Annotated in this window: 21 protein-coding genes; 6 read left to right on the top strand and 15 right to left on the bottom strand. The window is 71.3% G+C overall.

The genetic code is table 11. The annotated features are described in order from the left end of the window. The first annotated feature begins 78 nt into the window (after positions 1 to 78). On the top strand, positions 79 to 549 hold the full coding sequence (cynS, locus tag AB0Q96_RS32285; protein WP_365331720.1) for a cyanase: 471 nt from the start codon (positions 79 to 81) through the stop codon (positions 547 to 549). Positions 550 to 674: 125 nt separating this feature from the next. Continuing rightward, on the top strand, positions 675 to 1,172 hold the full coding sequence (locus tag AB0Q96_RS32280; protein WP_365331718.1) for a nucleoside deaminase: 498 nt from the start codon (positions 675 to 677) through the stop codon (positions 1,170 to 1,172). Here AB0Q96_RS32280 and AB0Q96_RS32275 read toward each other — a convergent pair. Together AB0Q96_RS32275 and AB0Q96_RS32270 are read right to left on the bottom strand one after the other, a co-directional pair. Continuing rightward, positions 1,145 to 1,657, bottom strand: coding sequence for a DUF1772 domain-containing protein (locus AB0Q96_RS32275; RefSeq protein WP_365331891.1), 513 nt, complete (start codon positions 1,655 to 1,657; stop codon positions 1,145 to 1,147). The genes AB0Q96_RS32280 and AB0Q96_RS32275 overlap by 28 nt on opposite strands. 5 nt (positions 1,658 to 1,662) lie before the next feature. Continuing rightward, entirely contained in the window at positions 1,663 to 2,328 is a 666-nt protein-coding gene (locus tag AB0Q96_RS32270) for a maleylpyruvate isomerase family mycothiol-dependent enzyme (protein WP_365331716.1), read from the bottom strand. A gap of 71 nt (positions 2,329 to 2,399) precedes the next feature. Between AB0Q96_RS32270 and AB0Q96_RS32265 the strand changes: the two genes are divergently transcribed. Then, positions 2,400 to 3,329 carry a LysR family transcriptional regulator gene (locus AB0Q96_RS32265; RefSeq protein WP_365331714.1) on the top strand — a complete coding sequence of 310 codons (930 nt, stop codon included), beginning with the start codon at positions 2,400 to 2,402 and terminating at the stop codon, positions 3,327 to 3,329. A 47-nt stretch (positions 3,330 to 3,376) separates the two neighbouring features. On the opposite strand, the gene AB0Q96_RS32260 is transcribed toward AB0Q96_RS32265, so the two are convergent. The 5 genes from AB0Q96_RS32260 to AB0Q96_RS32240 all read right to left on the bottom strand — a co-directional run bounded on the left by AB0Q96_RS32260 (position 3,377) and on the right by AB0Q96_RS32240 (position 7,776). Then, complete coding sequence (locus AB0Q96_RS32260; RefSeq protein ID WP_365331712.1) at positions 3,377 to 3,940, bottom strand: hypothetical protein; 564 nt, start codon at positions 3,938 to 3,940, stop codon at positions 3,377 to 3,379. Positions 3,941 to 4,019: 79 nt separating this feature from the next. After that, complete coding sequence (locus AB0Q96_RS32255) at positions 4,020 to 4,838, bottom strand: ABC transporter permease subunit (RefSeq protein WP_365331710.1); 819 nt, start codon at positions 4,836 to 4,838, stop codon at positions 4,020 to 4,022. Next, positions 4,835 to 5,785, bottom strand: coding sequence for an ABC transporter ATP-binding protein (locus AB0Q96_RS32250; protein WP_365331708.1), 951 nt, complete (start codon positions 5,783 to 5,785; stop codon positions 4,835 to 4,837). The genes AB0Q96_RS32255 and AB0Q96_RS32250 overlap by 4 nt, the downstream gene beginning before the upstream one ends. A gap of 4 nt (positions 5,786 to 5,789) precedes the next feature. Then, positions 5,790 to 6,869, bottom strand: coding sequence for a universal stress protein (locus AB0Q96_RS32245; RefSeq protein ID WP_365331706.1), 1,080 nt, complete (start codon positions 6,867 to 6,869; stop codon positions 5,790 to 5,792). A 40-nt stretch (positions 6,870 to 6,909) separates the two neighbouring features. Further along, positions 6,910 to 7,776 (bottom strand): universal stress protein, encoded by an 867-nt coding sequence (locus tag AB0Q96_RS32240; protein WP_365331704.1) that lies wholly within the window; start codon positions 7,774 to 7,776, stop codon positions 6,910 to 6,912. A gap of 391 nt (positions 7,777 to 8,167) precedes the next feature. Here AB0Q96_RS32240 and AB0Q96_RS32235 point away from each other — a divergent pair, with 391 nt between their 5' ends. Both AB0Q96_RS32235 and AB0Q96_RS32230 read left to right on the top strand, forming a co-directional pair. Then, the gene (locus tag AB0Q96_RS32235; RefSeq protein ID WP_365331702.1) at positions 8,168 to 8,602 is read left to right on the top strand and encodes a VOC family protein; all 435 of its coding nucleotides are present in this window, start codon (positions 8,168 to 8,170) and stop codon (positions 8,600 to 8,602) included. A gap of 138 nt (positions 8,603 to 8,740) precedes the next feature. Then, the gene (locus tag AB0Q96_RS32230) at positions 8,741 to 9,097 is read left to right on the top strand and encodes a hypothetical protein (RefSeq protein WP_365331700.1); all 357 of its coding nucleotides are present in this window, start codon (positions 8,741 to 8,743) and stop codon (positions 9,095 to 9,097) included. 302 nt (positions 9,098 to 9,399) lie between these two features. Here AB0Q96_RS32230 and AB0Q96_RS32225 read toward each other — a convergent pair whose 3' ends face one another. The 8 genes from AB0Q96_RS32225 to AB0Q96_RS32190 form a co-directional block, all read right to left on the bottom strand. Continuing rightward, the gene (locus AB0Q96_RS32225; RefSeq protein ID WP_365331698.1) at positions 9,400 to 9,591 is read right to left on the bottom strand and encodes a hypothetical protein; all 192 of its coding nucleotides are present in this window, start codon (positions 9,589 to 9,591) and stop codon (positions 9,400 to 9,402) included. Beyond that, positions 9,588 to 10,385 carry a hypothetical protein gene (locus AB0Q96_RS32220; protein ID WP_365331696.1) on the bottom strand — a complete coding sequence of 266 codons (798 nt, stop codon included), beginning with the start codon at positions 10,383 to 10,385 and terminating at the stop codon, positions 9,588 to 9,590. The genes AB0Q96_RS32225 and AB0Q96_RS32220 overlap by 4 nt, the downstream gene beginning before the upstream one ends. Continuing rightward, positions 10,382 to 12,451, bottom strand: a complete 2,070-nt coding sequence (locus tag AB0Q96_RS32215) for a hypothetical protein (RefSeq protein ID WP_365331694.1) — start codon at positions 12,449 to 12,451, stop codon at positions 10,382 to 10,384. Before AB0Q96_RS32215 ends, AB0Q96_RS32220 begins: the two co-directional genes overlap by 4 nt. Beyond that, positions 12,451 to 13,236 carry a hypothetical protein gene (locus AB0Q96_RS32210; protein ID WP_365331692.1) on the bottom strand — a complete coding sequence of 262 codons (786 nt, stop codon included), beginning with the start codon at positions 13,234 to 13,236 and terminating at the stop codon, positions 12,451 to 12,453. Before AB0Q96_RS32210 ends, AB0Q96_RS32215 begins: the two co-directional genes overlap by 1 nt. Before the next feature lie 109 nt (positions 13,237 to 13,345). Beyond that, on the bottom strand, positions 13,346 to 14,053 hold the full coding sequence (locus AB0Q96_RS32205; RefSeq protein ID WP_365331889.1) for a Crp/Fnr family transcriptional regulator: 708 nt from the start codon (positions 14,051 to 14,053) through the stop codon (positions 13,346 to 13,348). 23 nt (positions 14,054 to 14,076) lie between these two features. Then, entirely contained in the window at positions 14,077 to 14,571 is a 495-nt protein-coding gene (locus AB0Q96_RS32200; RefSeq protein WP_365331690.1) for a Pycsar system effector family protein, read from the bottom strand. A gap of 888 nt (positions 14,572 to 15,459) precedes the next feature. After that, a complete protein-coding gene (locus AB0Q96_RS32195; protein ID WP_365331688.1) occupies positions 15,460 to 16,650 on the bottom strand; it encodes an acyl-CoA dehydrogenase family protein in 1,191 nt (396 codons plus the stop codon). Between the two features lie 164 nt (positions 16,651 to 16,814). After that, the gene (locus tag AB0Q96_RS32190) at positions 16,815 to 17,015 is read right to left on the bottom strand and encodes a hypothetical protein (RefSeq protein ID WP_132918168.1); all 201 of its coding nucleotides are present in this window, start codon (positions 17,013 to 17,015) and stop codon (positions 16,815 to 16,817) included. Positions 17,016 to 17,166: 151 nt separating this feature from the next. Between AB0Q96_RS32190 and AB0Q96_RS32185 the strand changes: the two genes are divergently transcribed. Next, complete coding sequence (locus AB0Q96_RS32185; RefSeq protein WP_365331686.1) at positions 17,167 to 18,048, top strand: siderophore-interacting protein; 882 nt, start codon at positions 17,167 to 17,169, stop codon at positions 18,046 to 18,048. Positions 18,049 to 18,182 lie beyond the last annotated feature (134 nt).

The raw sequence follows: 18,182 nt of genomic DNA, 5'->3' as shown, positions 1-18,182 counted from the left end.
CCGACCTCGCGGGCTGCTCGCCGTACCCGCCCCCGTTTTTCGCAACCCCACCCGACACACACAGAAGGAGACACCACCATGGTGCACGCCCAGTTCGACCCGACCGCCCGCCAGTCCCTGGCCATCGCCGCCGTCGAGGCCAAGACCCGCAAGGACCTGTCCTGGCAGCAGATCGCCGACGCGGCCGGCCTGTCCGTCGCGTTCGTGACCGCCGCCGTCCTCGGCCAGCACGCACTGCCGGAGACCTCGGCGAAGGCGGTCGCCGAGCTGCTGGGCCTGGACGAGGACGCGGCGCTGCTGCTGCAGACCATCCCGACGCGCGGCTCGATCCCCGGCGGCATCCCGACCGACCCGACGATCTACCGCTTCTACGAGATGCTCCAGGTCTACGGCACCACCCTCAAGGCCCTGGTCCACGAGCAGTTCGGGGACGGCATCATCTCCGCGATCAACTTCAAGCTGGACGTGAAGAAGGTCGCCGACCCCGAGGGCGGCGAGCGCGCCGTCATCACCCTGGACGGCAAGTACCTGCCGACCAAGCCCTTCTGATCCCGAGCGGCGGGGCGGGGCGGGACGACCGGGAAAACCTCGTGGCCGCCCCGCCCCGCCGACTCCGTCCGCCCACACCCCCGCCCACCCCCACGCCCCTACCCACGTACCCCCGGAGGCCCCTCATGGACTTCGTCCAGCGCACTGTGGACATCGCCCGCCAGAACGTCGTGGAGGGCGGCCGCCCGTTCGCGACCGTCATCGTCAAGGACGGCCGGATCCTCGCCGAGAGTCCCAACCGGGTCGCCCAGACCGGCGACCCCACCGCCCACGCGGAGATCCTCGCCATCCGTGAGGCCTGTACGAAGCTGGGCACCGAGCACCTGACCGGCGCCACCATCTACGTACTCGCCCACCCGTGCCCGATGTGCCTGGGCTCGCTGTACTACTGCTCCCCGGACGAGGTCGTCTTCCTCACCACCCGGGACGCGTACGAACCGCACTACGTCGACGACCGCAAGTACTTCGAACTGAGCACCTTCTACGCGGAGTTCGCCAAGCCCTGGCAGGAGCGCCGGCTCCCCATGCGGCACGAGCCGAGCGAGGACGCCGTCGACGTCTACCGGCTCTGGCAGGAGCGCAACGGCGGCGAGCGTCACGTCGCCGGCGCCCCCACCTCCTGATCGGAGCCGCCCGGCCGACCGGCCCCTCCCGCCCGCCGCAGGGCGATGCCGATGAGGAGGGCGAAGGCGACCACGGCGGTGCCGGTCCGCGCGTCGTTGAACAGCTCCCAGCGGCGCAGGATCTCCGCGTGGTCGGCCGGCGGCGCCGTGACGGCCCACTGCTTGATGCGCCCGTTGATCGGTACGTTCCCGAAGCGGGTGATCAGGAACGACGCGACGGTCATGAGCCCTGCCGTGGCCGCGAGGGCCCGGGTCCGCGCGCGGGTCACGGCGGCCAGGGCGAAGGCGGAGAGAGCGGAGACCGCCATCGCCGTCTGCATGGTGATGCCGTTCGTCCTCATCAGCTCGGCGTGGAAGTCGAGCCTCATCTCGATCGGCACGGAGCCGAAGGCCGGGACCAGGTTGGCCACGCCGTAGCCGAAGGCCCCGGCGAGCAGTCCGGTCGACAGCAGGGCCACGCCCAGGAGCGGCCGGGTGGCGCGCATGCGGTTCACGCCTCCTCGGCGGGGTGGTGGACGAAGCGGTCGGCAGGCTCACCACGCAGCCGACCGGCCGGAAGCCGGCGGCCGAAGGTCAGCAGCAGGAGGTCCTGGGCGGTGCCGTACAGGGAGGCTCCGGAGCCGTACTCCCAGTCGAGGTCCTCGGCTCGGAGCCGTACCCCGTCCAGGTCGACGCCGAAGAACCTCAGGCCGCTGGGCCGGGTCCGGTCCAGCAGGATGCGCAGCCGGTCCTCGGGGACGCGCCGGTCGAGGCCGAGCGCGACGGTGACGTCCAGGCCGTGCACCACGTCGTGTCCGAGCGCCCCCGGGAGCCCGCCGACCGGCGGCGTCCAGGGGTGGTCGGCGTTGTCCCGCAGGAAGCCGGCGAGGATGTCGGCGGAGTGGGCGGTGGCGTCCCTGCGGGCGACCCGGTCGGTCATGCGGTGCAGTTTCCCGCGTGCCGCGACCAGCTCGCGGAGGGTCCGGGGCAAGGAGAGCCGGAACCCTGTCGACATGTGCGCCACCACCTCGCGTACCCGCCATCCCGCGCACAGGCTCGGCGCGTCCCACTGCTCGGCCGACAGGCTGTCGAACAGGTCCGCCAGTTCCCGGCGTTCGGCCGCGATCGCCTCCTTGACCTGGGTTCGGTTCCGCTTGCTGGTGGTCACGGTGTCCATGCGCCCCAGCCTGCGGCCTGCCGGGCGATAGATCCAGTAGACAGTTGTGCTGCGATCTAGAATCGCTGGTTATGGAACTGCGTCAGCTGCGCTACTTCGTGTCGGTCGTCGAGGAGGGCGGCTTCACCCGCGCCGCGGCCCGGCTGCATCTGGCCCAGCCCGGCATCAGTGCCCAGATCCGGCAGCTGGAGAAGGAGTTGGGGCAGTCCCTGCTCGATCGCTCGGGCCGTTCGGTGACGCCGACGGAGGCGGGCCGGGCGGTCCTGCCCTACGCCCGCGCCGCGCTCGCGGCGGCGGACGCGGTGCGGGAGACGGTGGACGCGTATACGGGGCTGCTGCGCGGCCGGGTCACGCTCGGGCTCGTCTCCGGCGCCACCGGGCACGCCTTCGACATCGCCGCCTTCCTCGCGGACTTCCACGCGGAGTACCCGTCGGTGGAGGTGGCGCTCACCGAGGACAGCACGGAACGGATGCAGGCCGCGCTCCTCGCCGGTGAGCTCGACCTCGCCCTCCTCGGCACGGCGGACGAGGTGCCGCCGCCGGGAGCCGCCTTCCACCTCGTGATCGACGTCCCGCTGGTCGCCGCGGTCGCCGCCGGCGACCCGCTCCTCTCCCACCCCGGCGCGAGAGCCGGCGCGACGGGCGCCGTCCCGCTCGCCGCGCTGCGCGACCGGCCGCTGATCAGCCTGCCGCGCGGCACCGGCGTACGCGCGGCACTCGAACGCGGCTGCGCGCAGGCGGGGTTCCGCCCCCGCGTCACGTTCGAGGCGGCGGCCCCGCACACGCTCAGGCAACTCGCCGCCCGGGGCCTCGGCGTCGCGGTCCTCCCCGAGGGCGAGAACGCGCCCAGCCCCGAAGGACCACTCCGCGTCCTGCCGATCGTCGCCCCCGAGATGCGCGCCCGCATCGCCCTCGCCTGGCGCACCACCGGCCCCACCAGCCCCGCCGCCCGGGCCCTCCTCGACCGGCTGCGCAAGGCCCTCCCGACACCTCCGACCTAGAGCGGGGGGCGAAGGCAAACGGGCAGGTCAGCGGTTGTTGTCAGTCGTCAGTCCTCGTCCGTCCCCTGTCCGCTGCCCCGCCTCAGCCGCCCCGACCACACCGGCTCCACCTGCTCCCACTCGCGTTCCCAGGCCGCGAGGCCGTGGGCCTCGACCGTCCGGCGTACGAAGATCAGGACGCCCATGCCCATAGCGGCTACGGCCGTCGCCGTGGCCGTCCCTCCGGAGAGGGAGACCAGCGCGCGGTTCGTCGCGGTGCCCGGGGGCCGGGCCGGGGCGCCGGCGTCGTCCACCCAGACGGTGACGGCGCGACCGCGGGGCGAACCGGACGGCACCGGGACGCTGCCGGTCCTGCGGACGTCGCCGGGGTAGCGCCAGGCCGCCGGTGCGACGGCCTGCTGGCGCGTTCCGTACCGGGTGACGACGGGCAGCTCCTCGGCCGGACCCGTGGTCGTCGCCGTCACCTCGTGGCGGTGGGCCGCGAGGGCGCGGTCGGCCCGGGAGCCGGACGTCCACAGCACCCCGGTGGCGACGGCGCCGCAGATCAGGGCCGTCAGCAGGACGAGGACCAGGGCGGCACGGCGGCCGGGGGACGACTCGTGGTGGCTCATGGCGCACCTCCTGGTGGTACGGCTGTCACCTTCGCTGCCACCACCACGATCATCATCTCCATCGCCGTCTCCATCGCCGTCACCGCGTCAGGTCCCGGCGGCGCAGCAGCGTCCGGGCGGCGAGCAGGCCGACGGCGCCCGCCCCCGCAAGGACGGCGACGTGCGGCCAGAGGACCGCGCCGTGGGCGAGGGCGTCGCCCGGCGTGTAGTAGTGGAAGGGGCTGACGTAGCGGAGGGGTGCGGCGGGCTCCCAGGCGAGGGCGACGAAGTTGACGGCGAAGCCCACCGCGCCGATGGCGACGACCGCGCCGAGGACCAGGGCCCGGCGCGCCACCGCTGCGGACACGGCGAGCGCGGGTCCTGTGACGCAGAGCGTGAAGGCGTATCCCATGAGTCCGGCGGCGAAGACACCGCCGAGGCCGACCTCGGCGTGGATCTTCGGCGAGAGTGCGACGCCCGCCGCGACGGTGAGGGTCGCCGCGGCGGTCACGGCGGCGGAGGCGAGGAGGAGGGCGGCGGCACGCTCGGCGAGCAGCCGGGTGCGGGTGACCGGCCGGACCATGACGAGTTCGATCGTGCCGGATTCCACGTCGGCGGCGACGGCGCCGGCCGCGAGCGAGCCGATCACGGTCAGCTGGAGGGCGATCCAGAACGGGTGGGTCAGACCCGCGCCGAGCAACCCCGGGTAGCTGGCGATCGAGACGTCCCCGCTGGAGCCGCTGAACGCCCGGTACGCGGAGGGCGGCGACCGGCCGCCCGAGAAGAGCTGCTCCGGCGGGATGGTGTTCGTCACCACGACGATGAGCGCCTCGAAGGCCACCATGCCGATCAGTACGGCGGTGAGCATGCGCCGCCTGCGGTGGAGGGCCAGCCAGAGGAGGGGCGCGCGGGTGTTCACGGCGCGGTCCGGGTCGGCGGGGGCGGCGGGGGTGCGGGCGGCCGGTGGTCGCGGTAGAGGTCCAGGAACGCCTCGTCGAGGCCGGCCTCCTCCACGGTGATGTCGGCGACGGGGAGGGTGAGGAGGGCGCGCAGGGTGGTCGTGATGTCGCTCGGCGGGACCAGCAGTTCGGCGCGGTCGCCCTGCCAGCGCGGGTTCCAGCGGTCGGCGTCGCCGAGGCTCGGGGGCCGGTCGGGGCGCGGGCCGGTGAGGGTGACGCGGATCCGGCGGGCCCGGGCCTCGCGCAGCTTCGCGACGCGCTCGACGGTGACGAGCCGCCCCTCGCGGATGATGGCGACCCGCCCGCAGGCGCGCTGGACCTCGGGCAGTACGTGGCTGGAGAGCAGCACGGTGCGCCCGGCCCCGGCGGCCTCGGCCATCAGCGCGTAGAAGGTCTCCTGGACGAGCGGGTCCAGGCCCTCCGTGGGTTCGTCGAGGACGACGAGGCGGGGATCGTGCTGGAGCGCCTGGACGAGGCCCAGCTTCTGTTTCATGCCCCGGGAGTAGCCGAGGACGGGGCGCCGCAGGTCCCGGTCGGAGAGGTCGAGGCGCTCGCAGAGTTCCCGGCGCCGGGGCGAGGGCGCGCGCTGGAGGGCGGTGAGCAGGTCGAGGGTCTGCGCTCCGGTGAGTTCGGGGTAGAGGCGCAACTCGCCCGGCAGGTAGCCGAGTCGGGGGGCGAGCCGGGCGTGGTCGGCGATCGGGTCGAGGCCGAGCACCCGGGCGTGGCCGGCGGTGGGGCCGAGCAGGCCGACGAGACACCGCAGCGTCGTGGTCTTGCCGGCGCCGTTGGGTCCGAGGAAGCCGAAGACCTCCCCCGCCTCGACGGCCAGGGACAGCGAGTCCACGCCGACGACCTGCCCGTAGCGCTTGGACAGCCGGCTGAGCTCGATGGCGTACGTCTCGCCCATACGTTCAGTGTGGGCCCGCGGCGGCCGGAGGGCCCGGTGCCGCCGACGGGCCGCCACGCTCCGCCGCCTGCCCGTCGCCGTACGCCGCCTCGCCGCCACCCTGCGCCGCCTCCCTACCACCCTTCGCCGCCTCCCCGCTGGGGTCCTCCGCCGCGTCCCCACCGCCCTCCGCCACCTCCCCACCCTCCGAGGACCGGGTCACGAAGTCGCGCGGGACGATCTCCACCGGGCAGTGCGCGTGGTGGATCATCGCGTGCGCGACCCGTCCCAGGGACGGGCCGACGCCGAGCGGGCGGCGGCCGCGGCCCATCACGAGCAGGTCGGTGCGGGCGCTGGCCTCGACGAGGATCCCGGCGGAGCTGGTGCCGGTCTCCACGTGATGGACGACGTCCAGGCCGGGGTGGAGCCGCCGGATCCGTTCGGCGACCGACCGCGTCTCGCCGACCCGTCGGCGGGCGATCCCGTCGAGGTCGTCGAGCATGGTCGCGACGCTGCCGACCTGGGTCAGTACGTTCCAGACGCTCACGACGAGCAGGGCCGCCCCGCGGGCCTGCGCCTCGGCGGCGGCGAGGGGCAGCCAGTCCAGGTCGGCGACGCCGCGTACGGCGGCGGTCACCGCATCCGTGCCGGGGCGGTTTCGTTCTCCTCGGACGACGATCACGGGCACGTCGGCGCGGGCCGCGACGCCCAGTCCCACGGATCCGAGCATGAGGGTGGCGAAGCCGCCGAGGCCGCGGTGGCCGACCACGATCGTCCCGCGGGCGCCGGCGGCGGCCCGGAGGGCGGCGAGCGGTTCCTGGCGGCCGAGCTCGGCGGTGACGTCGAGGTCCGGGAAGTCCTCGCCGACCAGGCGCGCGGTGCGGGCCAGCAGGTCGCGGCCGGCTTCCCGTACCTCCTGGATCGTCTCGGCGGCGGCGAAGAGGGCGCGCCGGTCGGTGTCGGCGGCGTGCACGAGGTGCAGGCGGCTGCCCCGGCGGTCCGCCTCGGCGGCGGCCCACAGGACGGCGGTCCGCGCGGAGGGGGAGCCGTCGACGCCCACGACGACGTTGCCGAGTCGGGCTCGGCCGGGGTTCTCGCCGCTCATCGTTCCTCCCACGGGGTACGGGGCGGGCGTCGGCGCCGGGTCAGGCGGGGCGCTGGGGTACGACGGCGACCGGGCAGGAGGCGTGGTGGAGGGCGCGGTGGGCGACCCTGCCGAGTTCGAGGCCGAGGAGGCCGTCGCGGCGGCGGGCGCCGACGACGAGCAGGTCGGCGGCGGCCGAGCGTTCGACGAGCGCCCGGTGGGCGGGGCCCTCGACGGTGCTCCGGAGGACCCGTACCCCGGGATGCTCGTGGACGCCGGCGTCCAGCGCCTCGTCGAGGCCGTCGGACGCCCGCGCTTCCTCGTGCGTGTCCGTCCCGCCGTCCGGGAGCGGGAGGTGTGCCGGGCGTCGCCAGGCGCGTACGGCGTCGAGTTCCGCGTCGCGGGCCGCGGCCTCGCGGAGGGCGAACCGTACGGCGGGCGAGTCGGCGTCGTGCTCGCCGACGCCGAGCAGGACGCGTCCGTGGCGTGCCGCCAGGGCCTGGCCGTCGCCGCGGACGACGACGACCGGGCAGGAGGCGCGGGCGGCCACGGCGAGGCTGACGGAGCCGAGCAGCAGGTCGGCGAACTCCCCTCGCCCCCGGGAGGCGACGACGAGGAGGGCGGCGTCGCGCCCTTCCCTGAGCAGCGCGCCGGCGGGGTCCTCGGGGAGGACGTCGGTGGTGAGGGCGAGGCCGAGGGCGCGGAGCAGGGCCCGGTCGGCGGCGGAGCCCACGATGTACTCGGTGTGGAGGCGGCCCGAGGGCCGGTCCGCGTACGCGTCGGGGACGCCCCCCTCGTACCGCTCCCACAGCGAGGCGTGCACGATCCGCAGCGGGAGGGCGTGCCGGAGGGCTTCGTCGACGGCCCAGTCCACGGCGGCGAGGCTCGCATCGGAGCCGTCCACTCCCACGACCAGGGGTGCGTCCATCGTGCCCACCTTCCGTGACGTGGCGGGGCGGCCGTGTCGCGCACGGGCGCCGGGCACGGGCGGGAGGAGGGGCCCATCCGCTTCTCGCGGATCCTGATTGCGCGGTGCGCGGCACGAGACCGCTTCCCCGCGCCTCTGGGGTGGGTCCCCTCCTCATCTTCAGGAGAACACCGCCGGGCGTCCCGCGCGCGTTGGTGGGGCCAGCGGCGCGGGTCGCGGTCGGCCGGCGCACCGGGCGGTCGGTGCTCGGCGGCGTGGCCCACGCGGTGACGCACCACAGCGTGGCGCCGGTGGCGGTGGTCCCCCACGACGAAGCGTCCGGGCCTGCGGCCCGCCAACCCTCCCCCGCTGAGGGTGACATGAGCAAAACACCTTTTGCTACCGTGGCGGGATGGCAACGATCAAGAAGTTCCAGGTCACCTTCGACTGCGCTGACCCCGAGCGCCTGGCCCGGTTCTGGTGCGAGGTGATGGGGTACGTCATCGAGCCCGCGCCGAAGGGCTTCGACACGTGGGAGGCGTACCACGCGTCTCCTGAGCCCAAGGAGCCTCTGAAGTGGTTCTCCTGCAGCGACCCGTCCGGCGTGGGCCCGCGCCTGCTGTTCCAGCGCGTCCCCGAGGGCAAGGTCGTGAAGAACAGGGTGCACCTGTGCGTACGCGCCGGCATCGGCCTGGTGGGCGACGAGCGACTGAGCACCCTCCAGGCCGAGAGCGCCCGTCTGGTGGCCCTGGGCGCGGAACAGCACCGCGTCCTGCTCGCCGACGAGGAGAACGAGTCCTGCATCGTGATGCTGGACATCGAGGGCAACGAGTTCTGCCTCGACTGAACCCGAGGGGCGGCGCCGTACACACTCACGCCGCCGCCCCGCCCCATAAACTCGCTGGCCCCGCCCCCACCCCCGAGATAACGTCCGTTCTCCGAGCCCCTTCCCGGGCCCCCTTCCGCGAGAACAAGGACACGCGAGATGACCGGCCGGCAGCCTCCGACGACGACCCTGTGGCGCCCCACGGGCCCCAAGGAGCTGGACCTGGTCCGCACCCTGGACTGGCGCGCCTGGCCGCCCCGGCTCCCCGAGCAGCCGATCTTCTACCCGGTCCTCAACGAGGACTACGCGATCAGGATCGCGCGGGACTGGAACGTGCCCCACGATGGAGCCGGCTACGTCACCCGCTTCGAGGTCGAGTCGGAGTTCCTCAGCCGCTACCCCGTACAGCAGGCGGGCGGCCGGACCATCCTCGAACTGTGGGTTCCGGCGGAGGAGTTGGACACTTTCAACGCGCACATCGTGGGCACGATCCAGGTGGTCCACGCGTTCCGCTGAGGGTGTGACCGGGCTCGCTAGCTGACGCCAGGCACGTTCACGACCTGCACTGATGCCAAGTAGCATGAGTAGTCGGAGCCGCAGAATCAGCGAAATAGTTGGCACTTTGGTACAGCGCAGGTCATGAGGCGTGTGTCGCCATAGCGGGGCCAGGAATCTTCGGCGGAGACAGCCTTGATATGAACGCGGCAGCCACATCGCCGTGTGCCTACAAGGCGAGAGGTTGTGCTGACGGCAAGCCGCAGCGCTCGCGCCAGTGGTCGGGTCGCCCCGGGGTGAGACTCCCTCGGGCGACCCGACCACTACCTTTCGTCGCCGGAGTCCTCGGCGAGATGGCCGTGGTGCCGGTACACCATTTCGTCGGGGTGGCGGGTCACCCGGGCCAGCCGCCAGGACGTGTCGTAGGACATACGGCCGCTTTCTTGAGCACGAAGCCGCAGGGCCAGAAGGCTGGTTGCCGGGTCGAACAGCCAGCGCAGGACGGAAAGCTTCATCGGGCCGTGCCCGCCTCGGCGACAGGGTGCGGCTCTGCGCCATCATCGCGGACGCTCTCGGTCGAATCAGCCGCTGACGGCTCGCCCAGTGCCGTCCAGGCAAGCGCGTCGTTCCATCCCATCTGGTCCAGGACGGTGCGGACGGTGGTGGTGAAGCGGGCGTGCTGTCCTGGGTCATTGCCCAGCTTCTCCCAGACGTACAGGAGGGTGTGGGCGATGCGTTCGGCATTGGACTGGATGTCGTCGGCCGCGCCGACGAGGGGGAGGATCTTCTCCTTGAAGAGGTCCCAGTCGAGGGATTCCAGAGCGTCCAGGTGACGGTCGAGCCACCAGATGCGCGTGGCGTCCGGGCTGTTGAACACCGCTTGCCTGAACCGTTCTCGGCGTTCGTGTTCCTGCGCGAGCTGGAGTGTCACCTCGCGTATGGCGTCTTGGTATCTCTGGGCCCGGTTCTGGTCTTGCTCGGTGAGCAGCAGGGTGATGCGTGCCTTCAGCCAGAGGCCTGGTGCGTCCTTGGGGGTGTGCCAGTGCGCCGCGGCGAGTGTGAGGCTTTCTTGTGCGGTGGTGAGCTGTTCGGGCATGTGGTTCTGGGTGATGCCGCGGCCGAGTTCGTCCAGGGCGAGTCGTGCGGCGGCTCGGGCGGTGGCTGTGCCGCCAGCCTTGATGTTGGCGTGTGCCTGGTAGGTGAGGGTGCCGCGGGCGCAGAAGCGGATGCCGGGCAGGCGTGTGGGCCACTGGGCCCGGATCCGACTGCGCCGGCGGTTCCACCACGGGCGGGGTCCGTCGGTCGTCAAGGGGTCGATGCCTCCTTGGAGGCCTGGTAACGGTTGGCAGCCAACACCAGGACCTCGCGCCAGAAGGGGAGGATGGCCGCTTCTTCCGTCACCATGAGCCGGTCGAGACCGGGGCGGAGACTGGGTGGGGCGAAGATGTCGGCGAGGACGTCCATCACGGCTTCCCGGCGGTCAGGGTTCTCTTGGAATCGCTCATGCCATCGCGACAGTTGCCTGACGACCGCGTCCACGGCGTCGTCGATACACAGCAGTTTCTGCCATGCGTGGATGATGCGCAGCCGAGCTTCGGTGTCGCGTGTGTTGTTCAGGATCAGGTCTGTTCCCCCGTCGCTGGAGACGAGGGCGAGGAAGGATCCGAGAGTCTGGCGGCGCAGGGGTTCGTCGACGGGCCGGCTTTCAAGGTCGGTGAGCCATTGGTCGACGGCCTTGCGCACATCGTCTGGTCGTTGCAGCGCGAGTTGCTGGAAGGCATTGACGACGGTTGCGGAGCCGAACGTCTTGTGGCCTGCAGCTTTGCCCAGCCGTGTCAGGGCGAGGGTCGGCTGTTGGATTCCCCAGGTGCCTGCGCAGATCTCGATGACGAGGTCCACTTTGTCGTCCGAAGGGTTCTTGGCGTCCATCCACTGGCGCAGACGGTCCCTGACGTAGCGACCGAACTCGGCGTCCCCGGCTGCTTTGGTAAGGGCTTCGACGGCCAGGACCCTCCGGGGGCCCTTGAGGTCGCTCGCCAGTCCGTCGAGGATGGCCCGGTCGTGGCGGTGCGCCGCCAGTTTCCACAGCGCGGTGGTGATCAACCGGGCGTCCTCTTCCGGGACGGTCCGGTCTGCGGCGATGCCGATGGCCCACCTGCGCAGGAGATCGTGCTGGGTGGGGAACTCGTCCCAAAGGTGACGCAGGATGGCGGCGGGCAGACCTTCTTTCTGCGTGTCGTGGAAGGCCCGGTCTCCGTCGCGAGTAATCTCCGCGGCGTCCAGGCGGCTCGATGTGGTGGCGTCGGCCAGAACGTTGACAGGGTGGCGTTCGAGCCCGAGCCGGGTCAGAAGGTCATCGGCTGCCTTGATGACGGACCTGCGCTGTCCTCCGTGCAGCAGGGCGCCGGCCCAGACCGTGACCCGGGTGGACAGCAGCTGCGCGTCGCCCCCCATTGTCCGATTCCTGCTGAGGAGTTTCTCGACTTCCCTGTGCCAGTCGCCGAACTCATCGACGATCGTCTGGATCTGCTCCGGGCCGGACGCCCGGAGCAGTCGGTCGGCCAGGCGCCACGCGGCGCGCGCGGACGGGTTGGCCTTCCAGATGCCGGCGAACTCCGTCCTGTCCAACCACGTCACACGATCGCCGTGGTAGTTCGCCCGGAATTCCGCTGTGACGAGGGCGCGCGCGTCGGGAGACTCCAGCCGGGCGGTGAAGGGCAGCGTTGGTTCGGCCCAGTGGCCGTACCAGTCGGCGGGCGTGGCCAGGATGACGAGGAAGGAGTTGTTCTTGCGCAGCTCCGCCCCGTAGCTGACCAGGTCGGTGCCCAGCCGCTCGCCAGGTTGCTCCGCAAGGTCGGAGAGATCGAGGATGCATCCCATCCCCGCCTCTTTCGGCAGCGGGCGGACCGAGGGCTTGGACCATTCCGGGTCGAGGTCGAAGAGGGCCGGCGGAGGGCTGGTCACGGTACTTAGCAGGCGTATGGCAGCCGTGCGCCGGCCATTGCCCTGGGCTGCGCAGAGCACGATGACTCCGTATTCGTCCAGCAGTTTGGAAGCGGCCTCCCACTGGTCTGTGTTGCGCGGCGGGACGAACCGGCCGTCCTGGCTCGCCTTGTAGTCGGCGTCGCTCTCGGTGATGGGGACGGGGATCGCCTGATCACCGTTCAGGTGCAGGTTGTACGCCTGGATGCCGTGCTCACCGGAGTGACTGAAGCGCACGGAGCTGGACTGCGGCTGGCCGTTCGGCTCGCCACCCTCTGGCGATGGAGGGGAGCTTGCGGGCTCGTTCGGCTCGACGGGCTCCACCGGCGGTGGCTCCGCCGATGACAACGTGGTCTCCGTGCCTTCTCGCTGGCCTTGCTCGTCGTCGATCATCACTGCCCCCGCCCGGCGCCGAAGTGGTTGTAGGCCTGGATGCCGTGCTCACCCGTGTGACTGAAGCTGACCGTGCCCGGGGCCGTGGAAGCCAGCTGAGGGGATGCTCCGGGCGCAGGTGCCGGCTGCTCAGTGGCCGCATCCGTGGTGTCGAGGGGTTCGAAGATGTCCGGGTCCGCGAGCCGCCAGTCGAAGCCGGGAATATGGACATAGGCCGGCTGCTGGAACTTCTTCACCTTCACCAGGTGCCGCATGAACTGGTCAGGCAGGATATCGCCGTTGACGCAGCCGCTTTCGAAAACGTCCTCGTAGACGCGTTGCGAGATGATCACCGCGGTGTTGGTGATCTCCGGGTTCGCTCGGTTCAGCAGGGTGCGCAGCGCGTCGTCGTCCAGGAGCCGGTGGGTGTGCACCATCGGTACGCCCAGCCCAGTGTGTGGCAGGGGGCCGACGTGGATGCTGACCCTGAGCTGCAGGGGGGCACTGGCGGGGCTTTCCGCGCGTCGACGCCCCAGAGCCTGCCTCAGGGCACCGGGGAAGCAGCCCACCAGCGCGGGCAACACCTCTGGGTCCATGCCGGCGACGTAGCTGTCTCCGGCATGCTGGCCGAACACCCGCAGCTGCCACTGAGCGCTCACGTTGCTGGCGCTGAGCGCCTCGGACAGCAACGGCACGATGTCGGCGTTCACTTGCTGCATGCCCTTGCTGTCCAGCGCACTGAAATTGCGGGCGTCCACCGCCAGTACGGCCCGGTAGGGCCACAACGGCTCCCAAGACGGCAACATGTGCCGCTCCTCTCGTCGGGTGTCAGCCGCGATATCGCGGCTGACACGACCTTCGTGGAGCAGCAGGGACGAGATGGTCCAGGACTGGACGGTACGAGCGTGCGCTGAGTCACATGCCAGGTGCGTCGCCCTGGCAGCCGATGCCGCCCGGAAGCTGCTTCTCGTCCCGGGCGGCTGCCCTGAGGTGGGCGACATCGTTGATGACCAGGTTCCGGCGGCCGAGTGTGAGGACACCGGCCGCCTGCAGTCGGCTGAGAGCGTCAAGTGCTGATGAGCGGCTCATGGCCGCCATGGTGGCCAACTCTGTGCGGACCATGCCCAACTCGACGACCAGGCCGTCCTCGCCGTGCGGGTGGCCGATTTCGTCTGCGAGGTGACTGACGATTCGAGCCATGCGCGCCACGCGTGGCAGGTGCGCGAGGTCCGCTCGCAGGCGTTCGTGGCTGTTGAGCCGCTCTACGGTCAGCTGGTACACCACCGCCTCCAGGCGATGACGCTCTATGTAGCCGCGGAAGGCGTGGGCCGGCAGAACATAGCCTGTACACGGACGGACTGCGGTGACGGTGGCCGAGCGTGGTCGCCCGAGTAAGGCACCTATTTCCCCGAGCACTTCGCCTGGTCCTCGCAGCGTCAGCGTCAGTTCGTCCCCGCACTCATTGATCTGCGTCACCTTCACCAGGCCGTCGACCAGTGCGATCACGGAGTCCGGCGACTCCCCTTCTCGCAGCAGCACGGATCCACGCCGGAACGTTCGCCGACGCCCTCGTTCCACAAGGTCGCGCCATACGTCGGCGGATACCAGGGAGCAGAAGTTCATCAGCGTCCTGCCTTCCTGGTGTGTCATCCGACCACGGTCGCGAGAGCGAAGGCGGTGCAGCCCGCGACTGCCAACGCGAGCGACCACTGCACGCGGCGGTGCTTGGTCCAGGCGATCTCGCTCATCACCACCAGTTGCCGGGACAGCGGTGGCAGCGGATCTTTGTTCCGGAGGACTTCTTCGAGCTCCGCCGGATCCAGGTGCCGAACATGCCCGAAGTACAGGAAGTCGTCGTCGCGTTCCGGCCCCCGCCGCTCCTTTCGGAGGTTCGGCGAGATAGCCCAGGCAGCGCAGCTGGCTCCGCCCACCATGAGTAAGACGCCGCACCAAAGCAGCAGCCGTGATGCGCCCGAGTCGAGGTCACCCGCCGCTCGTTGGGAACTCGCCAGCAGTCCTAAGGCCGCCAAGGCCGCGGATTGCATGGTCAGTGCAAACGAGGCCTTCGAATCAGCCTTGGCTGTCAAATCCGCAACAGCCGCCTGAATCCGCCACGCAGTCTCCGTCGACTCGACCGCCACCGGCCGTCCCCCTTTGTGTCAGACAGGTCGTCCACCTGCCAGCCCGGGCAGAAGCATGGACAGCGCAGGTGTCCCGAAAACCTCACTTGGGACAGTTTGGCCAAGAAAGGACTCCCCGGTGCTGCAGCAGGAAGCGACCTGCCTAACGACAGGGTCCTCCCCACGTACTGGAAACACGCCATCGACGAAAACGGCTGGATTTCGCAAGAGCCATCGCCAGAACCGAGCGTGAACGGGCTTGTCGAGGGATTGCGGAAGCTGCCGCATTGAAAGCACCGGTGCTGCACGAGCCAGAGCTGGAGTTCCTTGCCGGAAACCGCCACATCGATCCCCATACGGCATGAACATGTTCGGCCCGGCCGACGCCCACTCCCCTACCGGACCCCGCCAGATCCCCATCGACCTGGTCAGCAGCCTCCCGTGCCGTACGGCAATGAAGGACAGCAGGATCGCGATCTCGCCCGGGACAAACAGTGCCTGCGGCCCGGCGAGCAGCAGGGGCCACAACTCCACTACGGAGTGCACAGTTGGAGGTTGAGCCAGGGCGGAGTGCCGCTCGGCCAGCCACAGGACTGCGACGAGTCCGTCCAGGTGCAGTACAACCGTCGTCCGTGCGTTCTCGTCGGCGTTGGCCACGTACACGACGTCGGCCACCATCGCCTGACACAGATGGGCGGCGAGGGCGCCCGGGGGATCGGGCTGACGCAGTGCAACATCCAGGACGCCGGCGACCTCAGTATCGGTCGCCGCCGCAGCCCCCGTACGGCCCAGTTACGCTGGCCCTGAGGAATGAGCAGGTCAGCGGGCGCGGGACGCCAACAAGCCACGCGCTCCGCCCAGTGCCAACTATCCCGCTTCATGCCAACTAAAGAGCCTCGTCACAGAGGGTCAGCGGCGGACGCGGGGCATGCCCAGGCCGATCCAGGAGATGATCTCGCGCTGGATCTCGTTGTTGCCGCCGCCGAAGGTGAAGATGACGGCCGAGCGGTAGCCGCGTTCGAGTTCGCCGTGGAGGACGGCGCCCGCGGAGCCCTCCTTGAGGGCGCCGGCGGCGCCGGTGACCTCCATGAGCCAGGCGTAGGCGTCGCGGCGGGCCTCGGAGCCGTAGACCTTGACGGCGGAGGCGTCCTGGGGGGTGAGGGTGCCGTTCTGGACGGCGTTCACCATCTGCCAGTTGAGGAGCTTCATCGCGTCGAGGCGGGTGTGGGTGCGGGCCAGGGTGCGGCGGACCCAGCCGAGGTCCAGGACGCGGCGGCCGTCGGCCAGCTTGGTGTCGGCGGCCCAGCGCTGGACGTCGTGGAGGGCGCGGATCGCCATGGTGCCGTGGGCCGCGAGGGTGACCCGCTCGTGGTTGAGCTGGTTGGTGATCAGGCGCCAGCCCTTGTTCTCCTCGCCGACCCGGTGGGAGCAGGGGACGCGGACGTTCTCGTAGTAGCTCGCGGTGGTGTCGTGCGAGGCGAGGGTGTTGATCAGGGTGCAGGAGTAGCCGGGGTCGCTCGTGGGCACCAGCAGCATGGTGATGCCCTTGTGCGGCGGCGCGGCCGGGTCCGTGCGGACGGCGAGCCAGACCCAGTCGGCGGTGTCGCCGTTGGTGGTCCAGATCTTCTGCCCGTCGACCGTGTAGTGCCCGCCGGTCTCGTCGCCCTCGCGCACCGCGCGCGTCTTGAGCGCGGCGAGGTCGGTGCCCGCGTCCGGCTCGCTGTAGCCGATGGCGAAGTCGATCTCCCCGGAGAGGATCCTGGGCAGGAAGTACGCCTTCTGCTCCTCCGTGCCGAACCGCATGATCGTCGGCCCGACCGTGTTCAGCGCCATCAACGGCAGCGGCACGCCCGCCTGCGCGGCCTCGTCGAAGAAGATGAACTGCTCCATGGGGCTCAGCCCGCGCCCGCCGTACTCGGTGGGCCAGCCGACGCCCAGCCAGCCGTCCGTGCCCAGGCGTCGCACCGTCTCGCGGTAGAAGCGCTTCTGCGCGGCGGGGTCGGCGTAACGGGCGTGGACGTCCTCGGGGACGAGCTCGGCGAAGTACGCACGCAGCTCGGCGCGCAGGCTGTGCTGGGCGGGCGTGTACTCGAGGTGCATGGCGTCGTCTCCCCTGGATCGGTCTCCGCGCGGTGCGGCGCCACGGTAGAACGTGTTCCACAAATGGGGAAGGGTCTTGCACCTGTCCGGTACGCGCACCGGGCGCCGCCCGGCCACCTCACCTCGCGGCGGCCGACCGCGGCGCCCCGGCTACCGCACGCCGCTCAGGGGAGCAGTTCGTCGAGCGACGCGCGCCCCTTCTCGGCCATCCGCCGCTCGGCCCAGGCGAGGTTCTTCGGATTCACGTCCCGGCCGGACGCGAGGCACACGTCCTCGGCCGAGAACTCGCCCTCCGACCCGGCGTGCAGCAGCCTGTCGGGCGTCGGGATGTCCCCCCGGGACGTCTTGTCGGTCTCACCGTTCATGCCGCCTCCTCATGTTCTGCAGGCACTCGCCATTCTCGTGTCCGCCCCCCGCTCCCGCATCCGGGCGCACCCCCGTGTCGACGGCATGTCGGTGCCGTGTCGACGCAGACCAGGAGGGTGAGGCCACACCCACATCACCCCAGGAGCCCTCATGGCGACACCACCCCCCGCACACCCCACCGCCCCGCCCCTGCCCCTGCGCCGCGTGACGGTCACCGCCGTCCGCCGCATCACCCCGAGGATGGCCCGCGTCACCCTCGGCGACCCCTCCCTGGCCGGCGCACCGCTCGCGGGCCCCGACCGGCAGGTCAAGCTGTACTTCCCGCGCCCGTCCGGGTCCGAGCCCGTACTTCCCGCCCCGGACCCGGACGGCGACGTCATGCGCTGGTACGCCGCGTACGCCGCGATCCCGGAGGACCGGCGCCCCTGGATGCGCAGCTACACCCTGCGCGCCCACGACCCGTCGGCCGCCACGGTCGACATCGACTTCCTCCTCCACGGCGACGGCGGCGACGGCCCCGCCACCCGCTGGGCTCGGGACGCCCGCGTGGGGGACGTCCTCGGCATGTTCGGCCCGTCGGACCACTTCGCCCCGCCCGTCGACCCCGCCCGGCGCGACTGGACCCTCCTCGTGGCCGACGCCTGCGCGCTCCCCGCCCTGGCCACGCTCGTCGCGGCCCTGCCACCCGGCCACCGCGCCCTCGCGTACATCCAGGTCGCCGACACCGCCGAGGAGCAGCCGCTCCCCACCCGGGGCCGGCTCACGGTGCACTGGCTGCACGGCGACGCCTCCCCGGAGGACGCGGTACGGGCGGCCGACTTCCCCGCCGGACGGCCGTACGCCTGGCTGGCCGGCGAGGCAGGAACCGTACGCGCCCTGCGCCGCCACCTCGTAGAGGAACGCGACATCGACCGCCGGGCCATCGACTTCGCGGGCTACTGGCGCCGCAAGCTCACCCAGGACGACGCACCCACCGACGAGGACCTGACAGAAGCCCGAGAACGCCTGGCGGCCCTGCGCGAAGACACATGAGGCAGAGGTAGGGCGCACACGGTTGAGACGACGACGGCGGGGAGGGGGCCGGTGCCGGAGCGGGGGTAGGGGGTGTCCGGACGTGGCGGCGCCCGTAACGAGCGCAGCGAAGTGAAGGTCGCAGTCCGGACACC

The organism is Streptomyces sp. NPDC093111 (assembly GCF_040683955.1).
Lineage (GTDB): Bacteria > Actinomycetota > Actinomycetes > Streptomycetales > Streptomycetaceae > Streptomyces.
Note: the sequence above shows the minus strand (reverse complement) of the source record. Positions and strands in the feature narration are given on the sequence as shown.

Excerpts from the sequence above, each read along its gene's own strand:
- AB0Q96_RS32235 (WP_365331702.1), top strand. The coding sequence starts at position 8,168 with ATGGCAACGATCAAGAAGTTCCAGGTCACCTTCGACTGCGCTGACCCC.
- AB0Q96_RS32190 (WP_132918168.1), bottom strand. The coding sequence starts at position 17,015 with ATGAACGGTGAGACCGACAAGACGTCCCGGGGGGACATCCCGACGCCC.
- AB0Q96_RS32280 (WP_365331718.1), top strand. The coding sequence starts at position 675 with ATGGACTTCGTCCAGCGCACTGTGGACATCGCCCGCCAGAACGTCGTG.
- AB0Q96_RS32270 (WP_365331716.1), bottom strand. The coding sequence starts at position 2,328 with ATGGACACCGTGACCACCAGCAAGCGGAACCGAACCCAGGTCAAGGAG.
- AB0Q96_RS32245 (WP_365331706.1), bottom strand. The coding sequence starts at position 6,869 with ATGAGCGGCGAGAACCCCGGCCGAGCCCGACTCGGCAACGTCGTCGTG.
- AB0Q96_RS32225 (WP_365331698.1), bottom strand. The coding sequence starts at position 9,591 with ATGAAGCTTTCCGTCCTGCGCTGGCTGTTCGACCCGGCAACCAGCCTT.
- AB0Q96_RS32230 (WP_365331700.1), top strand. The coding sequence starts at position 8,741 with ATGACCGGCCGGCAGCCTCCGACGACGACCCTGTGGCGCCCCACGGGC.
- AB0Q96_RS32275 (WP_365331891.1), bottom strand. The coding sequence starts at position 1,657 with ATGCGCGCCACCCGGCCGCTCCTGGGCGTGGCCCTGCTGTCGACCGGA.
- AB0Q96_RS32215 (WP_365331694.1), bottom strand. The coding sequence starts at position 12,451 with ATGATCGACGACGAGCAAGGCCAGCGAGAAGGCACGGAGACCACGTTG.
- AB0Q96_RS32210 (WP_365331692.1), bottom strand. The coding sequence starts at position 13,236 with ATGTTGCCGTCTTGGGAGCCGTTGTGGCCCTACCGGGCCGTACTGGCG.
- AB0Q96_RS32260 (WP_365331712.1), bottom strand. The coding sequence starts at position 3,940 with ATGAGCCACCACGAGTCGTCCCCCGGCCGCCGTGCCGCCCTGGTCCTC.
- cynS (WP_365331720.1), top strand. The coding sequence starts at position 79 with ATGGTGCACGCCCAGTTCGACCCGACCGCCCGCCAGTCCCTGGCCATC.
- AB0Q96_RS32250 (WP_365331708.1), bottom strand. The coding sequence starts at position 5,785 with ATGGGCGAGACGTACGCCATCGAGCTCAGCCGGCTGTCCAAGCGCTAC.
- AB0Q96_RS32205 (WP_365331889.1), bottom strand. The coding sequence starts at position 14,053 with ATGAACTTCTGCTCCCTGGTATCCGCCGACGTATGGCGCGACCTTGTG.
- AB0Q96_RS32195 (WP_365331688.1), bottom strand. The coding sequence starts at position 16,650 with ATGCACCTCGAGTACACGCCCGCCCAGCACAGCCTGCGCGCCGAGCTG.
- AB0Q96_RS32265 (WP_365331714.1), top strand. The coding sequence starts at position 2,400 with ATGGAACTGCGTCAGCTGCGCTACTTCGTGTCGGTCGTCGAGGAGGGC.
- AB0Q96_RS32185 (WP_365331686.1), top strand. The coding sequence starts at position 17,167 with ATGGCGACACCACCCCCCGCACACCCCACCGCCCCGCCCCTGCCCCTG.
- AB0Q96_RS32240 (WP_365331704.1), bottom strand. The coding sequence starts at position 7,776 with ATGGACGCACCCCTGGTCGTGGGAGTGGACGGCTCCGATGCGAGCCTC.